Source organism: Gammaproteobacteria bacterium, assembly GCA_013214945.1.
GTDB lineage: Bacteria > Pseudomonadota > Gammaproteobacteria > Enterobacterales > Psychrobiaceae > Psychrobium.
Genome location: JABSRT010000025.1, coordinates 44968 through 68855, shown reverse-complemented (window position 1 = coordinate 68855; position 23888 = coordinate 44968). Strand labels below are relative to the sequence as shown.

General features: G+C 43.9%; 15 protein-coding genes. 8 read left to right on the top strand and 7 right to left on the bottom strand.

The features are described 5' to 3' along the window. Nucleotides 1-198 precede the first annotated feature (198 nt). Nucleotides 199-873, top strand: coding sequence for a deoxynucleoside kinase (locus HRU23_17165; GenBank protein ID NRA55871.1), 675 nt, complete (start codon nucleotides 199-201; stop codon nucleotides 871-873). 93 nt (nucleotides 874-966) lie between these two features. Here the strand turns inward: HRU23_17165 and HRU23_17160 are convergent, their stop codons facing one another. Together HRU23_17160 and gltB are read right to left on the bottom strand one after the other, a co-directional pair. Next, a complete protein-coding gene (locus tag HRU23_17160; GenBank protein ID NRA55870.1) occupies nucleotides 967-2454 on the bottom strand; it encodes a glutamate synthase subunit beta in 1488 nt (495 codons plus the stop codon). A 20-nt stretch (nucleotides 2455-2474) separates the two neighbouring features. Beyond that, entirely contained in the window at nucleotides 2475-7082 is a 4608-nt protein-coding gene (gene gltB, locus HRU23_17155; GenBank protein ID NRA55869.1) for a glutamate synthase large subunit, read from the bottom strand. Between the two features lie 504 nt (nucleotides 7083-7586). Between gltB and HRU23_17150 the strand changes: the two genes are divergently transcribed. The 7 genes from HRU23_17150 to HRU23_17120 all read left to right on the top strand — a co-directional run bounded on the left by HRU23_17150 (nucleotide 7587) and on the right by HRU23_17120 (nucleotide 15211). After that, nucleotides 7587-7811, top strand: coding sequence for a hypothetical protein (locus tag HRU23_17150; GenBank protein ID NRA55868.1), 225 nt, complete (start codon nucleotides 7587-7589; stop codon nucleotides 7809-7811). 201 nt (nucleotides 7812-8012) lie between these two features. Further along, nucleotides 8013-8975, top strand: a complete 963-nt coding sequence (locus HRU23_17145) for a phospholipase A (GenBank protein NRA55867.1) — start codon at nucleotides 8013-8015, stop codon at nucleotides 8973-8975. A 444-nt stretch (nucleotides 8976-9419) separates the two neighbouring features. Continuing rightward, a complete protein-coding gene (locus HRU23_17140) occupies nucleotides 9420-10406 on the top strand; it encodes a tripartite tricarboxylate transporter substrate binding protein (GenBank protein ID NRA55866.1) in 987 nt (328 codons plus the stop codon). Between the two features lie 123 nt (nucleotides 10407-10529). Beyond that, nucleotides 10530-11024: a tripartite tricarboxylate transporter TctB family protein gene (locus HRU23_17135; protein NRA55865.1), complete on the top strand. Its 495-nt coding sequence runs from the start codon at nucleotides 10530-10532 to the stop codon at nucleotides 11022-11024. 4 nt (nucleotides 11025-11028) lie between these two features. After that, the gene (locus HRU23_17130; protein NRA55864.1) at nucleotides 11029-12558 is read left to right on the top strand and encodes a tripartite tricarboxylate transporter permease; all 1530 of its coding nucleotides are present in this window, start codon (nucleotides 11029-11031) and stop codon (nucleotides 12556-12558) included. A gap of 332 nt (nucleotides 12559-12890) precedes the next feature. Further along, nucleotides 12891-14525 carry a sensor histidine kinase gene (locus HRU23_17125; protein NRA55863.1) on the top strand — a complete coding sequence of 545 codons (1635 nt, stop codon included), beginning with the start codon at nucleotides 12891-12893 and terminating at the stop codon, nucleotides 14523-14525. Continuing rightward, nucleotides 14522-15211: a response regulator gene (locus HRU23_17120; protein NRA55862.1), complete on the top strand. Its 690-nt coding sequence runs from the start codon at nucleotides 14522-14524 to the stop codon at nucleotides 15209-15211. The genes HRU23_17125 and HRU23_17120 overlap by 4 nt, the downstream gene beginning before the upstream one ends. 6 nt (nucleotides 15212-15217) lie before the next feature. Here the strand turns inward: HRU23_17120 and HRU23_17115 are convergent, their stop codons facing one another. The 5 genes from HRU23_17115 to HRU23_17095 all read right to left on the bottom strand — a co-directional run bounded on the left by HRU23_17115 (nucleotide 15218) and on the right by HRU23_17095 (nucleotide 23876). Next, a complete protein-coding gene (locus tag HRU23_17115; protein ID NRA55861.1) occupies nucleotides 15218-15922 on the bottom strand; it encodes a response regulator transcription factor in 705 nt (234 codons plus the stop codon). Nucleotides 15923-16032: 110 nt separating this feature from the next. Further along, complete coding sequence (locus HRU23_17110; GenBank protein NRA55860.1) at nucleotides 16033-18543, bottom strand: cache domain-containing protein; 2511 nt, start codon at nucleotides 18541-18543, stop codon at nucleotides 16033-16035. Nucleotides 18544-18703: 160 nt separating this feature from the next. Beyond that, nucleotides 18704-20329, bottom strand: a complete 1626-nt coding sequence (locus tag HRU23_17105) for an acyl-CoA synthetase (protein ID NRA55859.1) — start codon at nucleotides 20327-20329, stop codon at nucleotides 18704-18706. An 18-nt stretch (nucleotides 20330-20347) separates the two neighbouring features. Beyond that, nucleotides 20348-21763 (bottom strand): xanthine/uracil/vitamin C permease, encoded by a 1416-nt coding sequence (locus tag HRU23_17100; GenBank protein NRA55858.1) that lies wholly within the window; start codon nucleotides 21761-21763, stop codon nucleotides 20348-20350. A 550-nt stretch (nucleotides 21764-22313) separates the two neighbouring features. Next, complete coding sequence (locus HRU23_17095) at nucleotides 22314-23876, bottom strand: HAMP domain-containing histidine kinase (protein ID NRA55857.1); 1563 nt, start codon at nucleotides 23874-23876, stop codon at nucleotides 22314-22316. Nucleotides 23877-23888 lie beyond the last annotated feature (12 nt).

The following is a 23888-nucleotide window of genomic DNA, read 5'->3' as shown; positions in this document are numbered from 1 at the left end:
TTAAGTAATTAGCTTCTCGTTGCCGTGCTCAGCAATGACCAAAAGTAAAAGTGCTTAATCTGGAATTTTGTATGAAATATTTTGTATAAAAACCAAGCAGACAAAATTTCTGTTGCCAAAGTTTGAGCAACTTCAACGTTTGAATTTTATATTCTGGTAACCTAGCTGGCCTAAAAATAACGCAATAACAAGTAGAAAATGATGTCTCAAGCCCCACATTTTAATTTAATCGCCATTGAAGGTAATATTGGCGTTGGCAAGTCAACCTTACTGCCAAAACTTGTTGAGCAATTGAACACTCACAGCACAAAAACATGGCAACTCATTATTGAAGATGTCGATACCGACACTGAATTCCAGCGATTGTTAAAAGCTTTTACGGTTGATCCAACCAAGCGCATTGAATTTCAGCGCTACATTACGAACAAACGTTCACAAATTTGTCAGAACCTTAACCCAGACTCACATTATGTAATAGAACGGTCATTGTTCTCTGATTTGGTTTTCTGTCAGGCTAATTTAGCCGAAGCGTGTCGCCCCGACGGCCAAGATCTCGATTATTATTATGACATTCAAGAGAAGCTAAAAGACTACCCACCTGTTAGCGCGGTTATTTACTTGAAATCTGATCCGGTGATCTCATATCAGCGCATGCTTGAACGCGCTCGCGATGCAGAAGTTGGTACCTCACAAGAATATCTGCAACTGATTTCTGATTGTCACGACACTTTCTTACCACACATTTGTCGCCGTTATAATACTCAGTTGATTATTCAAGAGTGGACTGACTTTGGTTGTCATAAGCAGCTAGCAAGCCGTATTTTAACCGACCTTTGCCCCGAGATTGCGCTGAACGCGTCCGAAGTTGCTTAATTAACTCGTCGGTAAACACATTCGTTAATTAAACCGCTCCATTAAAAACGCCCGCTAATTAGCGGGCGTTTTAGTTGTGCTGCGAGTTATCGCTTAAGGCAAGTAGCTTTTACCCATCAAGAACGTATCAACTTCACGGGCACAGCGGCGTCCTTCATCAATCGCCCATACAATTAGGCTTTGACCGCGTCGACCATCACCAGCGGCAAAAATGCCCGGCTTGCTGGTCGTAAACTTGTCGTATTGAGCCGCAATGTTTGAGCGGTTGTCTTGCTCTAGTCCAAACTGCTCAACCAAACCACCTTCAGGCCCCATAAAGCCCATGGCGATTAACACAATGTCTGCTGGCAATACTTTTTCACTGCCTGCAATTTCTTGTGGGATCATTTGGCCGTTGTCGTTGCGTTGCCAAGTAATATCAACCGTGTGCACGGCTTTAACATTGCCTTGGCCATCGCTTTCAATTTTCTTGGTCATCACCAAGTATTGACGTGGATCTTGACCTTGAATCGCAATGGCTTCGTTTTGGCCGTAATCAACCAATAAACGCTTAGGCCACTGTGGCCACGGATTGTCTGCGGCACGTTTTTCAGGGGGACGCGGCATAATCTCGAGTTGAATAGCGTTAGTACACTGATGCCGCAATGATGTACCGATACAGTCGGTGCCCGTGTCGCCACCACCAATAACCACTACATTTTTACCGGCGGCATTAATGTAGTTACCATCACTGTGCTTGCTGTCGAGCAGGCTTTTGGTATTGGCTTTTAAGAAGTCCATTGCAAAATGAACGCCGTTGAGCTCGCGACCTTCTACCGGTAAATCGCGTGGCACGGTCGCGCCAATACACAATACTACCGCGTCAAAGTCTTGCTCGAGTTGTTCAACACTAATGTCTTTGCCCACTTCGGTGTCGGTAACAAATACAATGCCTTCTTCGGCTAAAATATCAACCCGGCGCTGGACCAGTTCTTTTTCAAGCTTCATGTTCGGAATGCCGTACATCAGCAAACCACCAATGCGATCGGCACGTTCATAAACCGTGACCATATGGCCAGCTTTATTTAGCTGCGCTGCTGTCGCCAGCCCCGCAGGACCGGAACCAATCACGGCAACATTTTTACCTGTTCGCCCTGACGGCGGCTGTGCAACAACCCAACCCGCCTTAAAGGCGTGGTCGATAATTGACTTTTCGTGGAGCTTTATTGTGACCGGATCGGCGTTAATACCAAGTACACACGCCCCTTCACAAGGCGCCGGACAAACACGCCCAGTAAACTCAGGGAAGTTATTGGTTTTGTGCAACAACTCCACGGCATCTTGCCAACGTCCTTTGTGAACCAGTTCATTCCACTCAGGAATAACATTGTTAACCGGACAACCGGCTACTGCTGGCGCAAATTCAGACTTTGCCGACTGACAAAATGGCACGCCGCAGTCCATACAACGAGACGCTTGCTTTTCAATGTCGGCTTGAACCATTTTTTGTGGCACTTCAAGCCAATCGATCAAACGCTCAGCTGGGTGACGATCCGCTGGTAAAGCGCGTTTTACGTTCATGAATCCTGTTGGATTTCCCATAATAATATCTCCTGAACAGCTTATGCTTGCGCGCTAGCGATGTTGTTTAAATGGATATCGAAAGCTTCGACGGCAATGTCATACTCTGATTCAAATTTTCCGCTGTCACGTACTTGCGCCATATAACCTTGCATGCGCTTGTAGTCGACCGGCATTACCTTAACAAAACGTTTAACACTGGTTTGCCAGTCACTTAACAATTCACTGGCGACATCAGAGCCAGTAGCAATCATGTGCTCGTTAATTAATGCTTTTAGCTCAGCGCTTTCGGCTTCGCTGTCTACCGTTTCGAGTGCAACCATTTCCATATTACATTTGGGAGCAAAATCATTGTTAACGTCTAGTACATAAGCAACACCACCCGACATACCAGCAGCAAAGTTACGCCCTGTTGCGCCTAAGATAACGGCTTTACCGCCAGTCATGTATTCACAACCGTGATCGCCTACCCCTTCAACGACCGCGACCGCGCCAGAGTTACGAACACAGAATCGCTCACCTGCAACACCGCGAATAAAGGCCTTACCCGAAGTCGCGCCAAAGAACGCGACGTTGCCAATAACAATATTGTCACGGGCCGAGAATTTGGCTTGCTTGCTTGGGTAAACCACCAAGTTTGCACCAGACAGGCCTTTACCGAAATAATCGTTAGCGTCGCCTTCAAGTTCAAAGCGCAAACCTTTGGCCGAGAAACAGCCAAAACTTTGACCAGCTGAGCCGTTAAATTTAACCTTGATGGTATTTTCTGGCAGCCCTTGCGCTTGATATTTCTTAGAGATTTCATGCGAAATCATCGCACCAATAGTCCGGTTGGTATTAACCACGTCATATTCGAGCTCAACCGCTTGTTGGTTATCAAGTGCCGCTTGCGCGTCTTTAATCATCGCTCGGTCAATAATGTCGTCGATTAGGTGCTTTTGACTAATCGAGCTATAAATTGTTTCGCCAGGTCCAGACTCCTCTTTGTGTAATAGCGGGCTTAAATCAACGCCGCTATATTTCCAATGATCAACATCGGTACGTTGCTTAAGACACTGGGTTTGACCAACCATTTCATTAATGGTGCTAAAGCCCAATTCAGCCATGATTTCACGTAAGCCTTCAGCCATCATGGTGAAGAAGTTAACCAAAATGTCAGCACGGCCAGTAAAGCGATCGCGCAAACCTTTATCTTGAGTCGCAATGCCGACAGGGCAAGTATTTAGGTGACATTTACGCATCATGATACAGCCTTCAACCACTAGTGCTGTGGTCGCCATGCCGTATTCTTCAGCGCCTAGCAAGGTTGCAATGGCTAAATCGCGCGGTGTTTTCAGCTGACCATCGGTTTGCACCGTAATACGGCTACGTAATTTATTACGAACCAAGGTTTGATGAGTCTCGGCCAAGCCAAGCTCCCACGGCAAACCTGTGTGTTTAATTGAGCTAAGTGGTGACGCACCGGTGCCGCCATCGTGACCGGCAATTAACACCACGTCGGCGTAGGCTTTACAAACACCAGAAGCGATAGTACCAACACCCGCTTCAGACACTAATTTAACGTTAATTCGTGCATCACGGTTGGCGTTTTTAAGATCGAATATTAGCTGTGATAAATCTTCAATTGAGTAAATGTCGTGGTGCGGCGGTGGTGAAATTAAACCAACACCCGGGGTTGAACCACGCGTTTTACCGATCCAGGCATCAACCTTGTCGCCCGGTAATTGACCACCCTCGCCCGGTTTAGCGCCCTGCGCCATTTTAATTTGCAGCTCATCGGCATTGGCCAAATAATGGCTGGTGACACCAAAACGACCAGACGCCACTTGCTTAATCCGCGAATTCATTGAATCGCCATTGGCCATCGGTGTGTAACGACTCGGATCTTCACCGCCCTCACCACTGTTACTCTTGCCACCAATTCGGTTCATGGCAATCGCTAAGGTTGTGTGTGCTTCCCAAGAAATAGAACCAAATGACATCGCGCCAGAAGCAAAGCGATTAAAGATGTTTTCAATCGGCTCAACGTCACTTAGTGGAATTGACGGTCGGTCGCTGCTTAGCTCTAATAAACCACGTAAGGTAAATGCGGCTTTAGATTGATCATCAACTGTTTTGGCATATTGCTTAAACTGGTTAACATCATTGCTGGCGGTTGAGTGTTGCAATAAACGGATAACGGTAGGGCTAAACAAGTGACGTTCGCCATCGTGACGCCATGCGTATTCACCACCGGTTGGTAATAAGTTTTCAACCGCGATGCGATCAGCCGGTGGGAACCCTTCTTGATGGCGCAGTAATGCTTCTTGGGCGATTTGATCTAGGGTTAGGCCTTCAATTCGGCTCACTGTGCCCGTAAAGTATTGGTCGACCACATCTGAACTAATGCCTAAAGCTTCAAACACTTGCGCGCCTAAGTAAGACTGCAGCGTTGAAATTCCCATTTTTGAGAAGGTTTTTAACAAACCACTGCCGACGGCTTTAATGTATTTGTCGGTAATTTGTTGATCGGACAACTTAGCATCGATCACGCCTTTATCGCGCAACTCAAACATGCTTTCTAACGCTAAATACGGATTAACCGCCGCCGCACCATAACCAATCACGGTTGAAAAATGATGCGTTTCACGAATATCGGCCGACTCTAAAATGATATCAGCGTATGAACGTAAATTTTCGCGAATTAAATAATGGTGAACCGCGGCAGTAGCCAGTACTGACGGAATCGCAACATGGTCGCTGTCAACATCACGATCGCTTAGTACCAAAATGGCATAACCGTCGTCTACCGCATTTTTAGCGTATAAACAGATGCGATCTAAGGCCGATTTTAATGATCCGGCTTTACCGTCAGCTTTAAAGGTAATGCTAATCGTTTTCGCTTGCAGATGATCGTTGTCGATATGCTGCAATTTACGTAATTGCTCGTTAGTTAACACCGGCTGTTCAATTTCAACTTTATGACAATGCGCGGGTGTTTCTTCAAGCAAGTTAAGTGATTTACCGATATAACCACGTAATGACATCACCAATTCTTCACGAATAGGGTCAATTGGCGGGTTAGTTACCTGAGCAAATAACTGCTTAAAGTAATGTGACAATTGCTGCGGACGGTCTGACAAGACTGCCAAAGGCGTATCGGTACCCATTGCGCCTAATGGTTCTTTAGCGGTCCCGACCATGCCAGTTAAGACTAAATCAAGATCTTCATTAGTGTAACCAAAGGCTTTTTGCATTTTACGCAGTTGCGCCAGTTTCGGCTGCGCAATTGACGCGTCTGATACGGGTAGCTGATCGAGTTCAACTTTGTTTTCCGCTAACCATTTTGCATACGGCTGGGTTGAACTAACTTGTTGTTTAACTTCATCATCGCTGATAATGCGGCCTTGCTTAAGGTCGGCAATAAAGATTTTACCCGGTTGCAAACGACCCTTTTCAATCACGGTTGACTGATCAACACACAATGCCCCCGTTTCAGAGCCCATGATTAACGTACCGTCATCGGTTAACAAGTAACGCGATGGACGCAAGCCGTTGCGATCAAGCGTTGCGCCAATGACATTGCCATCGGTAAATGACAATGATGCTGGGCCGTCCCACGGTTCCATAATACAGGCATAGTACTCGTAAAATGCGCGCTTGGTCTCGTCCATATCATCTTGAGTCTGCCACGCTTCCGGCACCATCATCATCATGACCTGAGCCAATGAACGGCCACTTAGTACTAATAACTCAATCGCCATGTCTAAGTTAGCAGAATCTGAGTTATCGTTATTACATATAGGATTTAGCATCTTTAATTCAGCATCGCTGAAATTAACCGATGAAAACAGCGCTTCGCGGGCGTTCATCCAGTTGATGTTGCCACGAACAGTATTTATTTCGCCGTTATGGGCGATATAACGAAACGGCTGGGCACGACGCCATGCTGGGAATGTATTGGTCGAAAAACGCGAATGGAACATCGCCATACCAGAGATAGTACGCTCGTCTTGCAAATCAAGATAATATTGACGCACTTGCTCGGTCGTAAACTGCCCTTTGTAGACAATTTTAGTCGATGACATTGAAGTGACATAAAACTCATCACGCTCTTTAGCAACCGTGGCATTTATTTTATGCGAGGTATATTTACGTAACACAAATAGCTTACGTTCAAATTCTTGAGCTGTCAGCGCTGCCGGTTTAGCAACAAACACTTGCTCAATATTTGGCTCGGTTTCAAGTGAAGCGGCACCAAGCATTGAATTGTCACCCGGCACAGAGCGATAACCTAATAAGGTTAAACCCAACTCAGTAATATTTTGATTTAAAATATCGCGGCAAACTTCACCTTGGGCAGTTTCCGGTGGGAAAAAGATCATGCCAACACCGTATTCACCCGCTGCTGGCAGGTTAAAGCCTAAGGTGGCCGTTTCTTCCACTAAAAACTGATGGGGGATCTGAATTAAAATACCAGCACCATCACCACTTTTCACATCAAATCCGGTGCCACCACGATGTTCCATACAACTTAACATAGTTAGTGCATTTTCAATGATGTCGTGTGATTGTTTACCCTTAAGGTTAGCGACAAAGCCGATACCACAGCTGTCGTGCTCAAACTCAGAGCGATATAACCCCGGTGATTTTTTGCTGATATTTTTCATCTTTACATCCTATATAATCTTGTCTGAAACTGGGCACATCTTTTATCTGCCAACGCATTGTCTGTTTAAGATTAAAAATAATTAAAACAACTGAACTGGCCGTGCCTTTTACGCTTGGGTTGCACTAGGATTTCCTGTGCCATCTCTGCTAAAACGGTCAATGGTTCAACCTGTTGACATCGGTAATGTGAGCGATTTGCCGACAACTAATTACAACGTTTAACTGGGCATTTTTATCTAAATGCCGATTAGCAGCTGGTCAAATTACCCATAAAGCAGTGTTGAGTCAATTCTTTTTTGAATAGATATTCATGGCAATGAATACAGCAAGCGCAAAATGGCATTAACATAAACATAACAAACTTATATAAACCAAGCCTCAAAAGCCGCAATAGCGGGAGCGGTCAAGCACTTAAATTTTATTCGGCACCAGAACAATGTTAACAACCGGTAAATGAGAGCTGTTATCATTTGTTGTTTACGTAAACGTAAGGTGACTACCACATGCATAACTATGCATGGTATGACCAATGCGCCGAACGGTCGTTTAAAACCAACGTTCTTCGGACCATTTACACTATCGCTAACCCACAATATAATAACGAGCAATCAGGTTTAGAACGCCACTGGCATTTATTGATCCAGATCGCCGCTATTACTCGATATGCTCGCGGTGATGCTATTAACACCTCGCGGTGGTCTCGGTGGCACTTTGCTTTGCCCCTTTAACACTTGCACCAACTAAATTGTGCGTTTATTCTTGCTTACTTTTATTTTTATAAATTGCTAAAACCGACATTGGCAAGCCAACCATCGCTGTTTTATATCAAGCCATGGTTTCACACATATATAACGGAGGGCGTCATGTCCTGTTTCACAACTGGGGATCATTTAAAAGGCCAGCCTCGGGCCGCTACAGTTATTAATTTTATGGCGGGCGCAATAATTACCGCCAGCTTTCCCGCTGTCGCCGATCCCTTGGACCAATGTTTATTAAGCCAACTAAAACTAGCGAGTGCTGATACTACCATTGGCCAGCTTCGCGATTTATGCGACCAAGATATCGATGTAGTGCACCAACATGGCGCCTTGAGCCACCGAATCATGCGTGAACGTAAAACTCAATTTGATCCTTACGTTATTACCCCGCATAAAATGAATTACCTATTACCCTTTACCATGACTGACAGCGTTAACCGGGAAGTTTATGGCGCACTAGGTGATTGGTCCGATAATATTGTGCAAACAGAAGCTAAATTTCAATTAAGCATTAAGGTGCCGCTCAATTCCAGCGAGTTGTTTGTCGCCAATGATGGATTATATTTTGGTATGACCCTACAGTCATGGTGGCAAGTTTATTCCGATAACATTTCCAAGCCTTTTCGCGAAACCAACTATCAGCCTGAAATATTTTATTTATCACCGCTTGCTTGGCACCCTTTTGGTGGCAATACCGGTTATGTCATTGGCATGGAACATCAATCTAATGGCCGTTCCCAGTTATTATCGCGCAGCTGGAACCGAGTTTACGCTTCGTTTTTATTCGAAAAAGACAATTTTGTGATGTCGTTTCGTCCTTGGGTTAGGCTTAGTGAAACGCTTAAGCAAGATCCGCTCGATGATGACGGCGATGATAATCCTGATATCGCAGATTACCTGGGCCATTTTGAATTAGGGCTGGGTTATACGTGGAATGATTATGAGCTGAACTTTAAAGGGCGCGAGAATTTCGCGACTCATAAAGGTTTCGCCGAAGTTGGTTTTACTTTCCCAATTACAGGGCGACTGCGCGGTTACATTCAATATACAACCGGTTATGGTGAAAGCTTAATTGATTATAATCACAACCAGCAACGTTTAGGCCTAGGCATTGCACTGACCAATGCGCTTTAGTTAGGCATCTAATCAGCATTTACAGTTAAAGCTTACATTCGTCGCTGGCACTCAAGAGCCGCTGTAAGAACAAATAGTTAACACAAACATTCACATATGTAGCCAATACTCGCACCTACATTTTTGGCTACAGCAGGGTTGTCCATATACGACCGCCCTGCTTTTAACGCTCATACCAACGACCCCTGTTAATGTCGTCAGTTAACCACCTCGACTACTACTCTACCCAACTACCCCACCCAGCATGTCACCAGGCTGTAAACTTTATGTGTTTAATTGTTTTAAACTTGTTAATACCCATTATTCACCCATTGTTTACTCAAAAGTTATTTCATTTAATGTTGGCAATGCAAAAAAAACCACAACCAACAAATTTAACATTTGTTGGATTAATTAAAATAACAACATTGTGTGTCTTAAATTGGCACATGTGGAGCCTGCAAAATGAATATTAAAAAGTTAGCAACCAGTATCTTGACCGCCGCAGTGGTCACCGTTAGTTCAGGTAGTGCTATTGCCAGTGAAGCGATAGACACCAACACCATCCACTTTCTGATCCCAGGAGGTCCAGGTGGCGGCTGGGACGGTACTGCACGTGGTACTGGTGAAGCCTTATTAAAATCTGGAAAAATCACCACAGCTTCTTATCAAAACATGTCTGGCGGCGGCGGCGGTAAAGCCATTGCTTATATGATTGAAACCGCAGCAAAACAAACTAACACCCTAATGGTTAACTCGACTCCAATAGTCGTTCGTTCATTAACCAAGGTTTTCCCGCAGTCATTTCGCGATTTGAAACCTGTTGCAGGTACCATTGCTGATTACGGCGCATTTGTAGTACGTGCCGATTCAAAATATACAAAATGGCAAGAAGTGATAAGCGATTTCAAAGAAAACCCACGTAAAGTTAAATTTTCTGGCGGCTCAGCACGCGGTAGCTTAGATCATTTAGTCGCTGCAATGGCGATAAAATCCGGTGATGCTGACTCTAAGCGTCTAGTTTACGTCGCATATGACGCCGGCGGTAAAGCAATGGCCGGTCTGTTGTCTGGTGAAACAGCTATTTTGTCAACCGGTGTTAGTGAAGCCCTTGCAATGGCTAACAGTGGTGAGGTGCGCATTTTAGCCATTACCTCTCCAGAACGTCTTAACGCGATTAAAGCGGTTCCGACTTTAACTGAAATGGGTTATGACGTGGTTTTTGCTAACTGGCGTGGATTTTTTGCTGCACCAACAATGTCTAACGAAAAAGTTAAAGCTTATGCCCAACTGCTTGGCGCTGTACAAGAAACGCCAGAGTGGCATGAAGTTAAAGAACGTAACGGTTGGGTAAATTTATATAACCCAGACGGTGACTTTTATAAGTTCCTTGAAAATCAAGAGCTAATCATTGGCGAACTAATGCGTGAACTTGGTTTCTTAAAGAAATAGTTAACCTAACGTTTTTTAAGAAATTGTTCTAAGCAACAAGCAATAAACCTGCGATGACTGACGAAAGTTAAAGCTATTATGTCATCGCAGACTCAGTATTTAGATGTAAACAAAGGTGATCTTATGACCATCAGCAAAGACAAAATAGGCGCGCTGATTTTCTTTATCTTCAGTACCTGTTATGGCTATTATGCCTTTCAAATCCCGCTCTACCCTGGTGAAGAATACGAAGTATTTACTTCGCAATCTATGCCAAAACTCTATGCCATTTTAGGCATGGGCATTGCGGCACTAGCCCTGTTGTTATCTGTGATTGAAGACCTCAAAAACAGTCAACAGCCTAGCACCGCAAAGCAAGCTGCCCCCGTATTTTTCGATAAAAAGGGCTGGATCCAATGTGCCGCTTTAATCGGATTAATGCTGTACTACGCACTAACCTTAGAATTTTTAGGCTTTATTTTATCAACCATTAGCTTTTTGATTATCGGTTATCTTATTTTGGGCGAACGAAAACCCAAAACACTATTTTTTGCCTCAGTACCTGTGGTTATTGTCTTCTGGGCAATTATGACTCAGCTGTTAGGCATTTACCTTTCTGCCGGCGATCTTTGGAGTTAATGTCATGAGTGAAGGTCTATTACTTGGATTAGAAACTGCATTGTCGATGCAGAATATCTTATTTGTTATCTTTGGCTGTTTTGTCGGTACCTTTATCGGGATGTTACCCGGCTTAGGTCCAATTACGGCCATTGCCCTAATGATCCCTATTACCTATGGCATTGATCCGTCATCTGGCATGATCTTAATGGCCGGTGTTTACTACGGTGCTATTTTTGGCGGGTCGACTTCGTCAATCTTAATTAATGCACCTGGTGTCGCTGGCACTGTAGCAACTTCGTTTGACGGCTACCCAATGGCCCTAAAGGGACAAGCAGGTAAAGCATTAGCGTTAGCCGCTTATTCGTCATTTTGTGGTGGCAGCATTGCAGCAGTATTTTTATTAATTGCCGCACCGGCGCTCGCAAGCGTGTCGTTGAGTTTTCAGTCGCCAGATTATTTTGCGCTGTTACTGCTTGGTTTAACCGCCATTGCCGCGTTCTCAAGCAAAGGCAGTTTCTTAAAGTCGATTATGATGACGTTGTTTGGTTTAATGTTATCGACCGTCGGTACCGATCAAGCGTCGGGAGTTGAACGTTTCACCTTCGGTAAAATTGATTTACTTGACGGTATTAGTTTCTTGTTAATTGCGATGTCGATGTTTGCGTTATCTGAAGCGTTAATGTCGATTATTCGTAAGAATAAAGATCAAGATACCATGAAGCAAGCCACTCCTGAGGTTGGCAGTTTAAAGTTAACTAAAGAAGAAATTAAAGACGTGATCCCAACCATTGGTCGTTCATCTGTCTTAGGGTTCTTTGTGGGTGTTTTACCGGGTGCTGGCGCAACTATCGCTTCTTTCTTGGCCTACGGCATGGAACGTAATCTTGCTTCAGCTAAAGAAAAACTTAACTTTGGTAAAGGCAGTTTACGTGGTCTTGCTGCACCAGAAACCGCTAATAATGCAGCTTGTAGTGGTTCATTTGTACCACTATTAACTTTGGGTATTCCAGGGTCAGGTACCACGGCAGTAATGCTAGGCGCGTTAATGGCTTATGGTATTCAACCTGGGCCTAGATTATTAATTGATAATCCTGAGGTTTTCTGGTCAGTTATCGTTTCAATGTATGTCGGTAACGTCGTGTTGTTAATCATTAACTTACCGTTAATTCCATATATTGCCCGCGCGTTAACCTTGCCTAAGCAACTATTAACGGTCTTGATCTTGTTCTTCTCACTAATTGGGGTATACCTAGTATCGTTTAATACCTTTGACATTGTGATGATGGCTGGGTTTGCTGTGATTGCGATTGGTCTACGTTTACTCGACTTTAGCATGTCACCACTGATCCTTGGTTTCATTCTAGGCGGTATGCTAGAGCAGAACTTGCGCCGTTCTTTAACCTTATTTGATGGTTCAATATCATTTATGTGGGAACGACCTATTACCCTCACCATTTTAATTCTGACCGTGTTAGTACTAATAATGCCATTGCGGGCTGCCTTTAAAAAGGACAATAAACAAGGTGCACAACCTCAGGTAGCTGAACTTTAACCTTGAACTTTAGCTCTGAGCTTTAGCTCTGAACTACAGCTCTGAACTACAGCTCTGAACTACAGCTCTGAACTACAGCTCTGAATTATAGTCCTGTACTTTAGCCATAAGTTATCGTGCATATTAAGCCGAACTTGAATTGCTCAAGTTCGGCGTAAAATAGTTCACTAAAAAAGCAACATAGAAGTTTACTTCTATGTTGCTTTTGTTGTTGTATGACTTGTTACTTTGGTCGCTAAAAAGGCCTTAAAACATCACCACACCAGAGAAAAGTCAGTTGTGATAAGCTGGCTTCTTATTTTGATATCAATACAGGAATTAACGGCTAGGTTATGAAATTTTTGACCTCTTTTAAAAATCAGGGTTTACACAATAAGTTGGCCTTTTTTTCTTCCGGCGTTATTGTGTTGCAAATTGCCGGCTTAGGCCTGTTTAGTATCTATTACTTGCAACAGAATTTAGAACAGCAAATCGGTCAGAAAGCACTTTCGGTCGCGTTGTCTTTAGCCAATAGCCATGAGATAAAGCGCGGACTGCTCAATCATGACAGTGCTTCGGTGCAACAATATGTCGATAATATTCGCACGGCGATTGATGCAAAGTTTATTGTGGTTGGCGACAGTCAAGGTATTCGATATTCTCACCCTGATCCCAACAAGATCGGTAAAAAGATGATCGGCGGCGACAACGATAGGGCCTTATTGCTTGGTCAGTCTTATACGTCTAAAGCACGGGGGTCACTCGGTGTTTCATTGCGTGGCAAGTCACCGATATTATCTAGCGACGGCAAGATCATCGGTTTAATTTCTGTCGGCTATCTTGAAAGTGATATCGACCTGATTGTTGATAAATACGAATATACATTTTTTTATGTTTTTGGCTTTGTGATTTTTTCTGGTGCCTGGTTAACCCTGTACATTGCCAAACGTTATCGTGATGAAATTTTTGGGTTAGAACCCGAAGAAATAGCCCGAACTTACACCGAACGCAAAGCGGTATTAGAATCTATTCCCGAAGGCATTATCGTGACCAATGAGAACGACCGAGTCACCAGTATTAACCCCAGTGCGTTAAAGATGTTAGGCAGTAGCGATGATGAACACATTGTTGGCTCAACTTTGGCGCAATTATTGCCCGATTATCAATCGCTATTTAGTAGCGATTCACTGCAGTCGTGGCGCGATATCGAGGTCGAAGTCAACCAACAAACCATGCTGATGGCCAAAACGCCATTAATCATTGCCGGTATTAATAAAGGCGTCGTCATTATTTTCAGGCTTAAGGACGACATTGAAGTATTAAGTCAGAAATTGTCCCAAGTGCAACAATTTTCGACCATGTTACGAGTGCAAACTCATGAATATTCTAATAAACTCAATACCATCGGCGGTTTAATTCAAATTGGTTCGGTCGATGAAGCACTTGAGCTTATTACCAGCGAAAGTTCAGGTTATCAGCAACTAATTGCTTTTTTAATTCGCACCGTGCCCGACCCAATTATCGCCGGGTTAATTTTAGGTAAATATGATGTCGCCAAAGAGCGCAATATTAAATTTATCATCGATACTGATAGTGGTTTAACCGAAGTACCCAAGCGGATCCCCAGAGAAAAGCTCGTTACTATTTTGGGCAATCTGCTTGAAAATGCCTTTGACGCCAGCATTGCCAATACCAAACAAGAGCCTAAGGTGCTGTTGTCGATGACAGATATTGGTCCGGATTTAATTTTTGAAATTGAAGACTCCGGTAATGGTATTAATGATCAGCAAATACAAGACATATTTGCTTTAGGCCAAACGACCAAAACTGACCCAGGACACGGTATTGGTATGTACTTGGTCAAAAACTGTCTCAAACAAATAGGCGGTTCGTTGTCGATTGCTAAAGCGAAAACTGGTGGTATGATAATGACCGTTTATATCCCTAAAATGAATTCGAAACACTTATCTGGCGAAGACACCCAATGAATGAACGCAGTGTATTAATAGTTGAAGATGATAGCCGCATAGCGAATATTTTAGCTAAAACCATCGGTAAAATTGATAATTTTGAGGTGGTTGGCATTGCAGCCTCCGCCAGTCAGGCAATAGATTTGTTAGATTGCTTTTCCCCCGAATTAGTCTTTTTAGACATTAGTTTGACCGACAGCAGTGGTCTTGACGTCATAAAGCACATTCGCCAAGCAAGCAATGGTGTCAATATCAGTATTGTGATGTTAACGGCGGCCAAAGATGTCGAGATAATTCAAAAAGCGATTTCTTACGGGGTATTTGATTACATTTTAAAACCAATCGCTTTTAGCCGACTTGATCAAACACTGCAACGTTATCTCGAGTATTGTAACCGACTCGACAGCAATGATGCCTTTGAACAAGAAGATCTCGATTTATTATTTCATAGCTCAGACAAGACACCCGCCAAGCCGCCAAGCGCGCCAAAAGGCATCGACACTATTACATTGGATAAAGTACGCCAGGTCTTTAAACACAACGCCAATACACCTTACACTGCTGAAGCAATGTCAGAGTGTATCGGGACTAGCCGCACCACCGCCAGACGTTATTTAGAGTTCTTGCTGTCCAGTAATGAAGTGGTGGCTGACATTGAGTACGGCACTGTTGGCCGACCAGAGCGCCATTACGTCTTAAGTTAAGATCCGCTAGCGCCATTGCACATCAAGGGTAAATAGATAACCAGCGCCATAAACAGTTTTGATAATTCGGGCGTTGGTATCATCTTGTTCTATCTTTTTTCTTAGCCGCGACATCCGCACATCAATGCTGCGGTCGAACGAGCTCACATCGTCACTCAATAAACGTTCTCGCGATAATATTTGCTGAGGTGCATTTAGAAAAATCATTAACATTTGTGCCTCTGCGGCGCTTAACATCTGAGAATGGCCACTGAGCTCGCTCAAGGTCAGCGTTGAGGGTTCAAAGGTCCAACGACCAAAGCTTGCAATTTTGTCGCTGGTTACCTGCTCAGCCTTACTGACTTCAAGGCGACGAATAATACTTTTAACCCGCGCCACTAATTCGCGGGGGTCAAATGGCTTACCAAGATAATCATCGGCACCAAGCTCTAAACCTAACACCTTATCGGGCAGGCTGTTGCGCCCTGACAAGATGATTACACCTATTTTTTTATCGTCAAACAACTCTTTGACAAGCGTTAGACCGTCCATATCAGGTAAACCTAAATCGATAATACACAAAGAAGGACAAGCATTGTTGATCGCGCTTAAGGCCTCGGTGCCAGTATTGAATGATCGAGTATCAAAATTGTAACGTTCGAGTGCTTCACAAACTAGGTTGCAAATGTCGGTTTCGTCGTCAATGACGTAAATTAATGGTCTAGTTTTCACTGCAAGTATCGCCTGTTATACAAATTGCATTCATTGAGTGATCATTTTTTAACGCTGATAAACGAGTTAGCGCGTCGAAAATGCCCCTTTTATTAATGCATTTGTTATTATTATTGTTTTTCTAATGCGGCTCTTAACTCTTCCCCGCTAAAAGGCTTACGTAAGATGCTTATTTTAGGATCTTGTTCGTTAGTTTTTTCATCATAAGCATAGCCACTCATTAACACAACCCTAGTGTTTTCTGAGCTTTGCTTGATTAAGTTTGCCAGTTCAAAGCCATTCTTCGCGCCTGGCATGCTGATATCTGACACCATCGCATCAATACCACTGACACTGGCAATCAGTTGCTCGGCCTCATCACTGTCTTGCGCCTCGATGACGTTAAAACCAAAAGACAGTAGCTGTTCTCGCACCACGGCTCTGACGTCATCATTGTCTTCAACTAATAAAATTAATTGGTCGCTAAAATCAGCCTTAATTTGTGGTTTCTGATTGTTTGAACTGTCAGCTAATAACAGGGGGCTAGCAAGCAATGGCAATAAAAACGACACAATAGCGCCGCCCTCAGCTCGGTTACCCAGTTTAATATAACCTTGAGATTGTTTAATAAAACCAAACACCATGCTCAAACCGAGACCCGATCCCTGCCCCACAGGTTTGCTGGTAAAAAAGGGCTCAAATGCGGTGATAATGCCCTCAGCAGAAAAACCACGGCCGTTATCTAAAATATTAAATTCGACATAACTGCCGCCAATTACGTTTTGATCCCAAGGTTGGAAATCGCCATCGACTTGGTTGATGACTTGTCTTTGCCTAATCTGTATTGTAATTTCACCAGCCTTGCCCATCGCATCTTTAGCATTTAACACTAAGTTTATTAAACAGTTTTGTAATTGACTGTCATCAATATACAGGGCTAAGTCTTCCCGGCTAAACTCAGTTTGAAGCGTGATAGTGCTAGGCAATGAACTTGCCAATAACTCAACCGTTTCGGCCACCAGCTTGTTCACTTCAATCGATTTAGGGCAAAGAGACTGACGGCGCGAGAATGCCAATAAACGATTGGTTATGTCACTGCCGCGCCGCGCTGCCTTAATGGCAGGTTTAAGGTGCTTATTAACTGTTGGATCAATGTCGAAACGTTGTTGTGCCAGCAGTAAATTGCCAATGATAATGGTTAATATATTATTGAAATCATGCGCCAAACCACCCGCTAATTGGCCAACGGCATTGATTCGTTGTGCTTGATGCAGCTGTTGCTGCGCCTGCAAGCTTTGCTCCATTACCTGATGCAGCTGACTATTAGTTTTGGCCAATGCTTGAGTCCTAATGGCGACTTTAGAGTCAAGATCGCTGATATTGGTGCGCAACTGACCCACCATGTCGTCAAAGGCATTCGCTAATACACCAAGTTCATCTGTTCTGGTTATGCCACTCGTCAGCGTTAAGTCGCCCTGACTGACTAGCTTTGCCACCGCGGCTAGCCGACTGATTGGCCGGGTGATCCATTTAGAAAACACAAAGGCGAGTACAATCGCAAAAACTAAGGCGCTTAAACCGATGATTAAAATTCGTTGACTTAACACTTCACCACTACGTTGTAGTTCATCGACATACACGGAAGAGCAGATATACCAACCCAACCCTTCTAAATAGCGAACTAACGACAGTTTATTATGGCTATAGTTGTCTGGATCGGTTGGTCGATCCCACTGATAAATCAGTTCATTTTCCGTGTCGGCGACATCAATTAACTCTTGCAGTATCGACTGATTCGTTAGCGGATCTTTAAGCGTTAACGCATTGGTGTCGTTAATGTTGGCATTGGGGTGGATCAACATATTGCCTTGCTGATCAAAAATAAATAAATAGCCCGTTTTGGCAATCACTATTTGTTCGATGGTCTGGCGTAATTCATTAATAGCCTGAGCCCGGCGCAAGCTAACTTCTTGTTCAATATCGTCAATATAAATGCCGGTGCCGACAAAAATATTCCATTGGGGTAAATAGCGCATATAAGACAGCTTTTCACCCTCGCCCTGCTCACCTAAGCGTTGCCATGGATAACGGTAAAAGCCGTCTCCCTCGGTGAGTACTTGCTTAATCACGGTTGGGATCACGAGATCGCCCTGACTATCGGTTAAGTTTGACGCGTCAAGCTGATGAAATTGGGGATCGGGGTGAGATAAAATAATCGCTTGAGCGTTAGCAATCCAAATGTAATTCTCTTTGCCGTATTTAAACTTTCGTAGCCCTTGATAGGCTTTCTCAAGCGCTGCTTGTTCGGTTAAATTATCTTGGCGGCCTTGGGCAACAATATTGTCAATGTAGGCAACCGTTAACTCGATAGCAGTAACCAAGTTTCGTTGATGACCCGCCAGCGCCTCTTGTCGATAAGCTGTTAGGTTAAGACCCATTTGATTGGCCAAATCGTACACATTATTTAAGGCGAGCCGACTGGCGTTTAATTCACTGTGATAGACCTCTTTATTGATTAATGGCACTGAATACCAATACACCACAATAAACAACACCAACAAAATTGAGGCAATGGCAGAAAAGAAAATACGCGATAGCTTATGTTGCAAAAATCCAAACTCCATTTTTATCAATAACTTCATTAAATAATCCAGATTTATACCATAAGAACATGCAGAATAACATGAGCTTAGCTTTGCGATATTAGATCAAAAAAGGCTGGATAAATCCAGCCAAAGGCCACAGCAAGGGAGAACTGCATAATAACTGTGGCCAACAACGTCCCAATATTAGGACTAAAATTTAATCATTGGCGAGCTCTCGTAATAAAAACTTTTGAATTTTACCGGTCGATGTTTTTGGTAACTCACCAAAAAACACGGATTTAGGCGCTTTAAAACGCGCCATGTTAATGCGGCAAAAATCAAAGACCTCTTGTTCGGACAAATCTTCACCGGGGATTAACGTAATAAAAGCGCATGGCGTTTCCCCCCATTTATCATCTTTTTTAGCCACGACCGCAACCTCCTGTATTTTAGGATGACGATACAAAATGTCTTCGACTTCAACACTCGAGATATTTTCACCGCCCGAGATAATGACATCTTTAGAGCGGTCTTTAATTTCAATGTAACCGTCACTATGCCATACCGCTAAGTCACCTGAATGTAACCAGCCACCAGCAAACGCACTGTCAGTGGTGGAAGGGTTTTTTAGATATCCTTTCATCACTACATTTCCGCGCATGAATATTTCGCCGATGCTGTTGCCGTCTTGCGGTACTGGCTTTAAAGTCTCGGGATCAGCAACCATTAACTGTTCTAACATCGGCGAACGGACACCTTGACGTGACTTTAGCCTGGCCTGCTGCTCGGCACTTTGAGTGTTCCATTTGTCATGCCAAGCACAAATAACCGACGGACCATAGGTTTCCGTTAAGCCGTAAACATGCGTTACTTTAAACCCTGACGCCTCCATCCCTTCAATGACTGATGCCGGTGGTGGCGCGCCAGCAGTCATTACCTTAACCTCATGGCTAATACTGTCCTTTAACGCTTGAGTTGCGCCATTGAGCATATTAAGTACAATCGGCGCGCCGCAGAAATAGCCGACGTTTTCGGTGTTTATTAACTCATAAATTAATTCGGTTTTAACATGCCGCAGGCTGACACTGGTACCGGCGGTTGCTGCTATAGACCACGGAAAACACCAACCATTGCAATGAAACATCGGCAAGGTCCATAAATACACCGGGTGCTCACTCATGCCCCATGACATCACATTGCTCACGGCATTTAAATAAGCGCCGCGGTAATGATAAACCACCCCTTTTGGATCGCCAGTCGTGCCAGAGGTATAATTAAGCGTAATAGCGTCCCACTCATTTTCAGGATTAACCGGACTAAAATCACTAGTGCCTTCGAGCAATAATTGATCGTAAGTTAAGGCGCCAATAAAATCTCCCTCGTTAAAATTGGGATCATCAATGTCGATCACCAGCGGTTTATGTTCGAGCATCCGCAACGCCTTATTTACCACCGGGCTAAATTCACGATCGGTTATCAGCACCTTGGTTTCGGCATGCACTAAAATAAATGCAATGGCTTGGGCATCAAGCCGAGTATTAATCGAATTTAATACGGCGCCGCACATCGGCACTGCAAAATGTGCTTCAAAGTGCTCACTAATATTGGGCGCAATAATTGAAACCGTATCTCCTTTGCTAATACCACGTTGTTGCAGCGCACTAGCAAAACGGCAACATCGCTGATATACCTGCTTCCAACTACGGCGAATATCCCCATTAATGGTGGCGATTTTATCGGGGTAAACAAATGCCGACCGCTCTAAAAATGAAATGGGATTTAACGCGACATAGTTAGCCGGATTAGGTTCTAGATATTGATCAAATATATTATGTTTAGTCATTGGTAATCTCCGGTGCGCTTATGCTTTGTCTGAGTCAGCAGTTGCCAGCTTGCTCGCGGCTTCATCGTCAAAAATGACATCTTCTTGAGCATTGTGCTTACCCAGTAATGTTGGGCGTTCAATGAAGAAATACAGCACTAAGCCAATAACGACCGCGTAAACCGTTGATTTAGGATCTGGCATTGCCAAGGTCACCGCCACAATGCCGGCGACGCCACGCTCAGTTGAATTTTTGAGCTGCTCCATGCCCACCATGATACAAATGTAAGCGGTTAAAATAAGCGTTAAAGACAACGCTATCGGCAATACCGGTTTAAATATCGTCACTAATGGCAAGGCAAATAAAGCCAATAGCCCACTAATCCAGAATGTTCCACCGCCGCTATAAATAGAGTCCATTGACGTGCGCCCCATTGCATAACGTTCGGCAACAGTCGCGTGAGCAGCGGTCCATAACGGCCCAGCAAGTCCAGGCCAAGGAGCAAAGAATGCATGAATTGCATTACGGATAGCGGTCACTAAATGAACACGATCGACATTCTCTTCAATGGCTTCATCGGTCCGAATATGGTCGACCCGTTTGACCAAAGTGAAACCAACAATAATGTCACCAAAGGCGATCACATAAGCAATCAGCGCCGTTGGAATAGCCAGTAAAAATACGTCCCAATCAGGAAAGCCGACACTAAAGACCAAATACTGCCACATTAATGAAAAATCAGGTTCGGTGATGCCCCACTTAACATCTGGTAATGGATATTCACCGACGACCCAGCCGATGACCATCGCAATGATCATGCCTGGGACCATGCCAAAGTTGGCAATTTTCTTGGCTAAGCTATTTTGGGCAACCACATTCTTAAAGGACAACGAAAACAGCACATAAGCAGAGATAATCGAGCCAACAATTAATGAAATTGGGGTGGCATCAATCCGGCCACCAAATTTTAACTCTCCCATCAATGCAGCCATGCCAGCACCAATAATAACGCCAGATTTTAGTGAATTAGGAATGAAATCGACCAATTTAGAGCCTAATCGAGTCACCCCTAAAAATAAGAAAATCAGTGACACTTCAATTTGCAATGCAAACAACGCTTTAATCGCTTCGGGCCCGGGTTCAAAACCTTTAAGATAAAGTAACACGACCGGGATAGCAGGCGTTATCCAGCCAGGCACCAGCGGCACCCCCAATAACGAAGGTAATATATAACCAACACCGGCAATAAAGGTGAAAGCAAGTGCCGCTTCGTAAGGCATGCCCAGATAAGTTTCGAGCAGTGGGATCATCGCCAACCCGACCACAAACATGAAAAATCCCTGAATCATTTCGGGAATTTCCCAGCGGTAGTGAATAAATGGCAATCTAATTTTGAATGGTCCGGCCGGCCAGTATGGCTGTTCGGCGCCTTCTTTACGCTGATTAACTAACATCGACTATCCTTATTTTTATGTAGTTTGGATTTATTGATGTATTAGTGAACTACTAAAGCGTGTCAGAATTTTTACCACAATGTTACAAAATGTAACAAGCGTCGTCGGGATTAAAGCCAATGACTCATTTAATCGAGGTGCACCATGCTCAAGGGCAAGGCTACACGGGCATTAACAAATATTGTTTACAGCGAGATTGATAACAAAAGTACGGCCAATAAATACCCAATTAATCTCACTAACTCGACTAAAGAATAGTGCCAGCATCGACAATTGCTAAGATTGATATTGCGGTAAGTAAGCCAAGTTCAATTGGCAGCAAAGCGCTCTGCAAGTGGCATTGATTAAATCGGAAATTGAACAAATAGGTGGAATGAAACAGCCTGTAGCAAGCTATTTTTAAAAATGAGATTTGAACCTCTGACCCTCACGCCCCCAGCGTGATGCGCTACCAAGCTGCGCTAATCACCGACGTCACAACAATAACGCTGCATAATAACCATTTCAGTATCAATAATATAAATCCAAAACCAGCTTAATTCAACAAACTCTAAATCAGATACTGCGGCAATGAAAAGCTAAAGGTCGTGCCTTGACGTTCAATGCTCGATACCGTGATATTGGTTTGATGCAGCGCTAACAACTCTTTGACGATTGCCAATCCTAAGCCGGCATTCTGGCTCGTGCCATCTTGGGCGTTGGCCGCGCGAAAATGCGCCTCAAATACCCGCGGCAATGCGTCTTTTGGAATGCCCGCTCCGGTGTCTGACACCCTGATTAATATTCGTGGCTGGTGCTCCAGCTCAATTGACTCAAAGGTTATCTCTATTTGGCCATCGGGCGGTGTATGGCGAATAGCGTTGGCGACTAAATTACCTAACACCCGCTCAAGTTTTGCGATATCAGCGTCAACCTGAATGCTCGAATCTCGTGGTGAAACGGTTAGTGTCACCTGAGCCGTTTGCGCTCGCAGCTTAAAGGACTCAATAATATCTTGTGCTAGTTCAGCCACAGCGACTGGTTCGCGATCAAGCTCAACACTGCCCGTTTCCAAATGGGCTAATTCAAAAACCTGTTCCACTAAACTGCTTAACGTTTTGGCATTTTTCAATGCGATATCAATATAATGGTCCTGTTCGCTGGCTCGCTGGGCCACAGGTTTGGCTTGTTGCTGCTGCCAAGTTTCCAAATAACCGGTCAGTGAAGCCAGTGGCGTGCGCAAATCATGAGAAATATAGGACAATAGTTCTTTGCGCTGCAGATCTATGGTGGCTAACTGTTCAAATTGCTCGTTAATAGTAACGGCCATTTGATTAATGACATGGTTTAGCTGCGCGACTTCATTACCCGGCGCTGGGGGCATTACATTGGGGCTAGGATCTAACAGTGCGCCTTGGCGCCAGCCTTGATTTTTATGATAAGAGACGACCTTTGAGTTAAGGGCTCTTAATGGTTTCGTTATCGCTAACACAATGATAATACTGGCCAATAAAGCAAATAGTAGCGCGCCGATAAAAATCGCGCCGGTTTGGGTTGCTATCTTGCTGCCTAAGAGGTTTTGATCGAGGTTATCTTGCAGCTCAGAGCCAATAATGACGTAGAGATAACCGAGTTGATTTTGGTTTTGATAAATTAGCGCTGCTGAAAATATTTTAGTGCGCAGAAGATGGCGCGGATCATCACCAAGTAACGGCCAGCTTACCTTTTGGCCAATGACTTGTTTGCCAACAGACGGCTTGTTTATAGACTGTTTATCAATAAATTGTTTAAGCGGTATCACATCAACCTTGCGTCGTTTTACTTTACCTTCTGGGGCCGAAAATGCCAAAATATTGCCGCTAAGATCGACTACATATATCTCAAAAGCAGGCCCGAGCAACATCATTGAATGAAATACGTGATCTAACACCACGGGATCAATCTTGCCCTTGGTAAATAATTGATTTTCCTTAATCATGTTTTTAGCCAGTTCTTGGTGTAGCGCCTGGGTTGTCACCTGTTGATTATGAACGGTTGATTGGCTAATAAACCACGCAAACAACAGTAAAATTATTACCATTAACGCGATAAATAGCCCAATAATCCGCGTCGCTAATGAGCTGGTTATGTTCATTAATATTTCCTT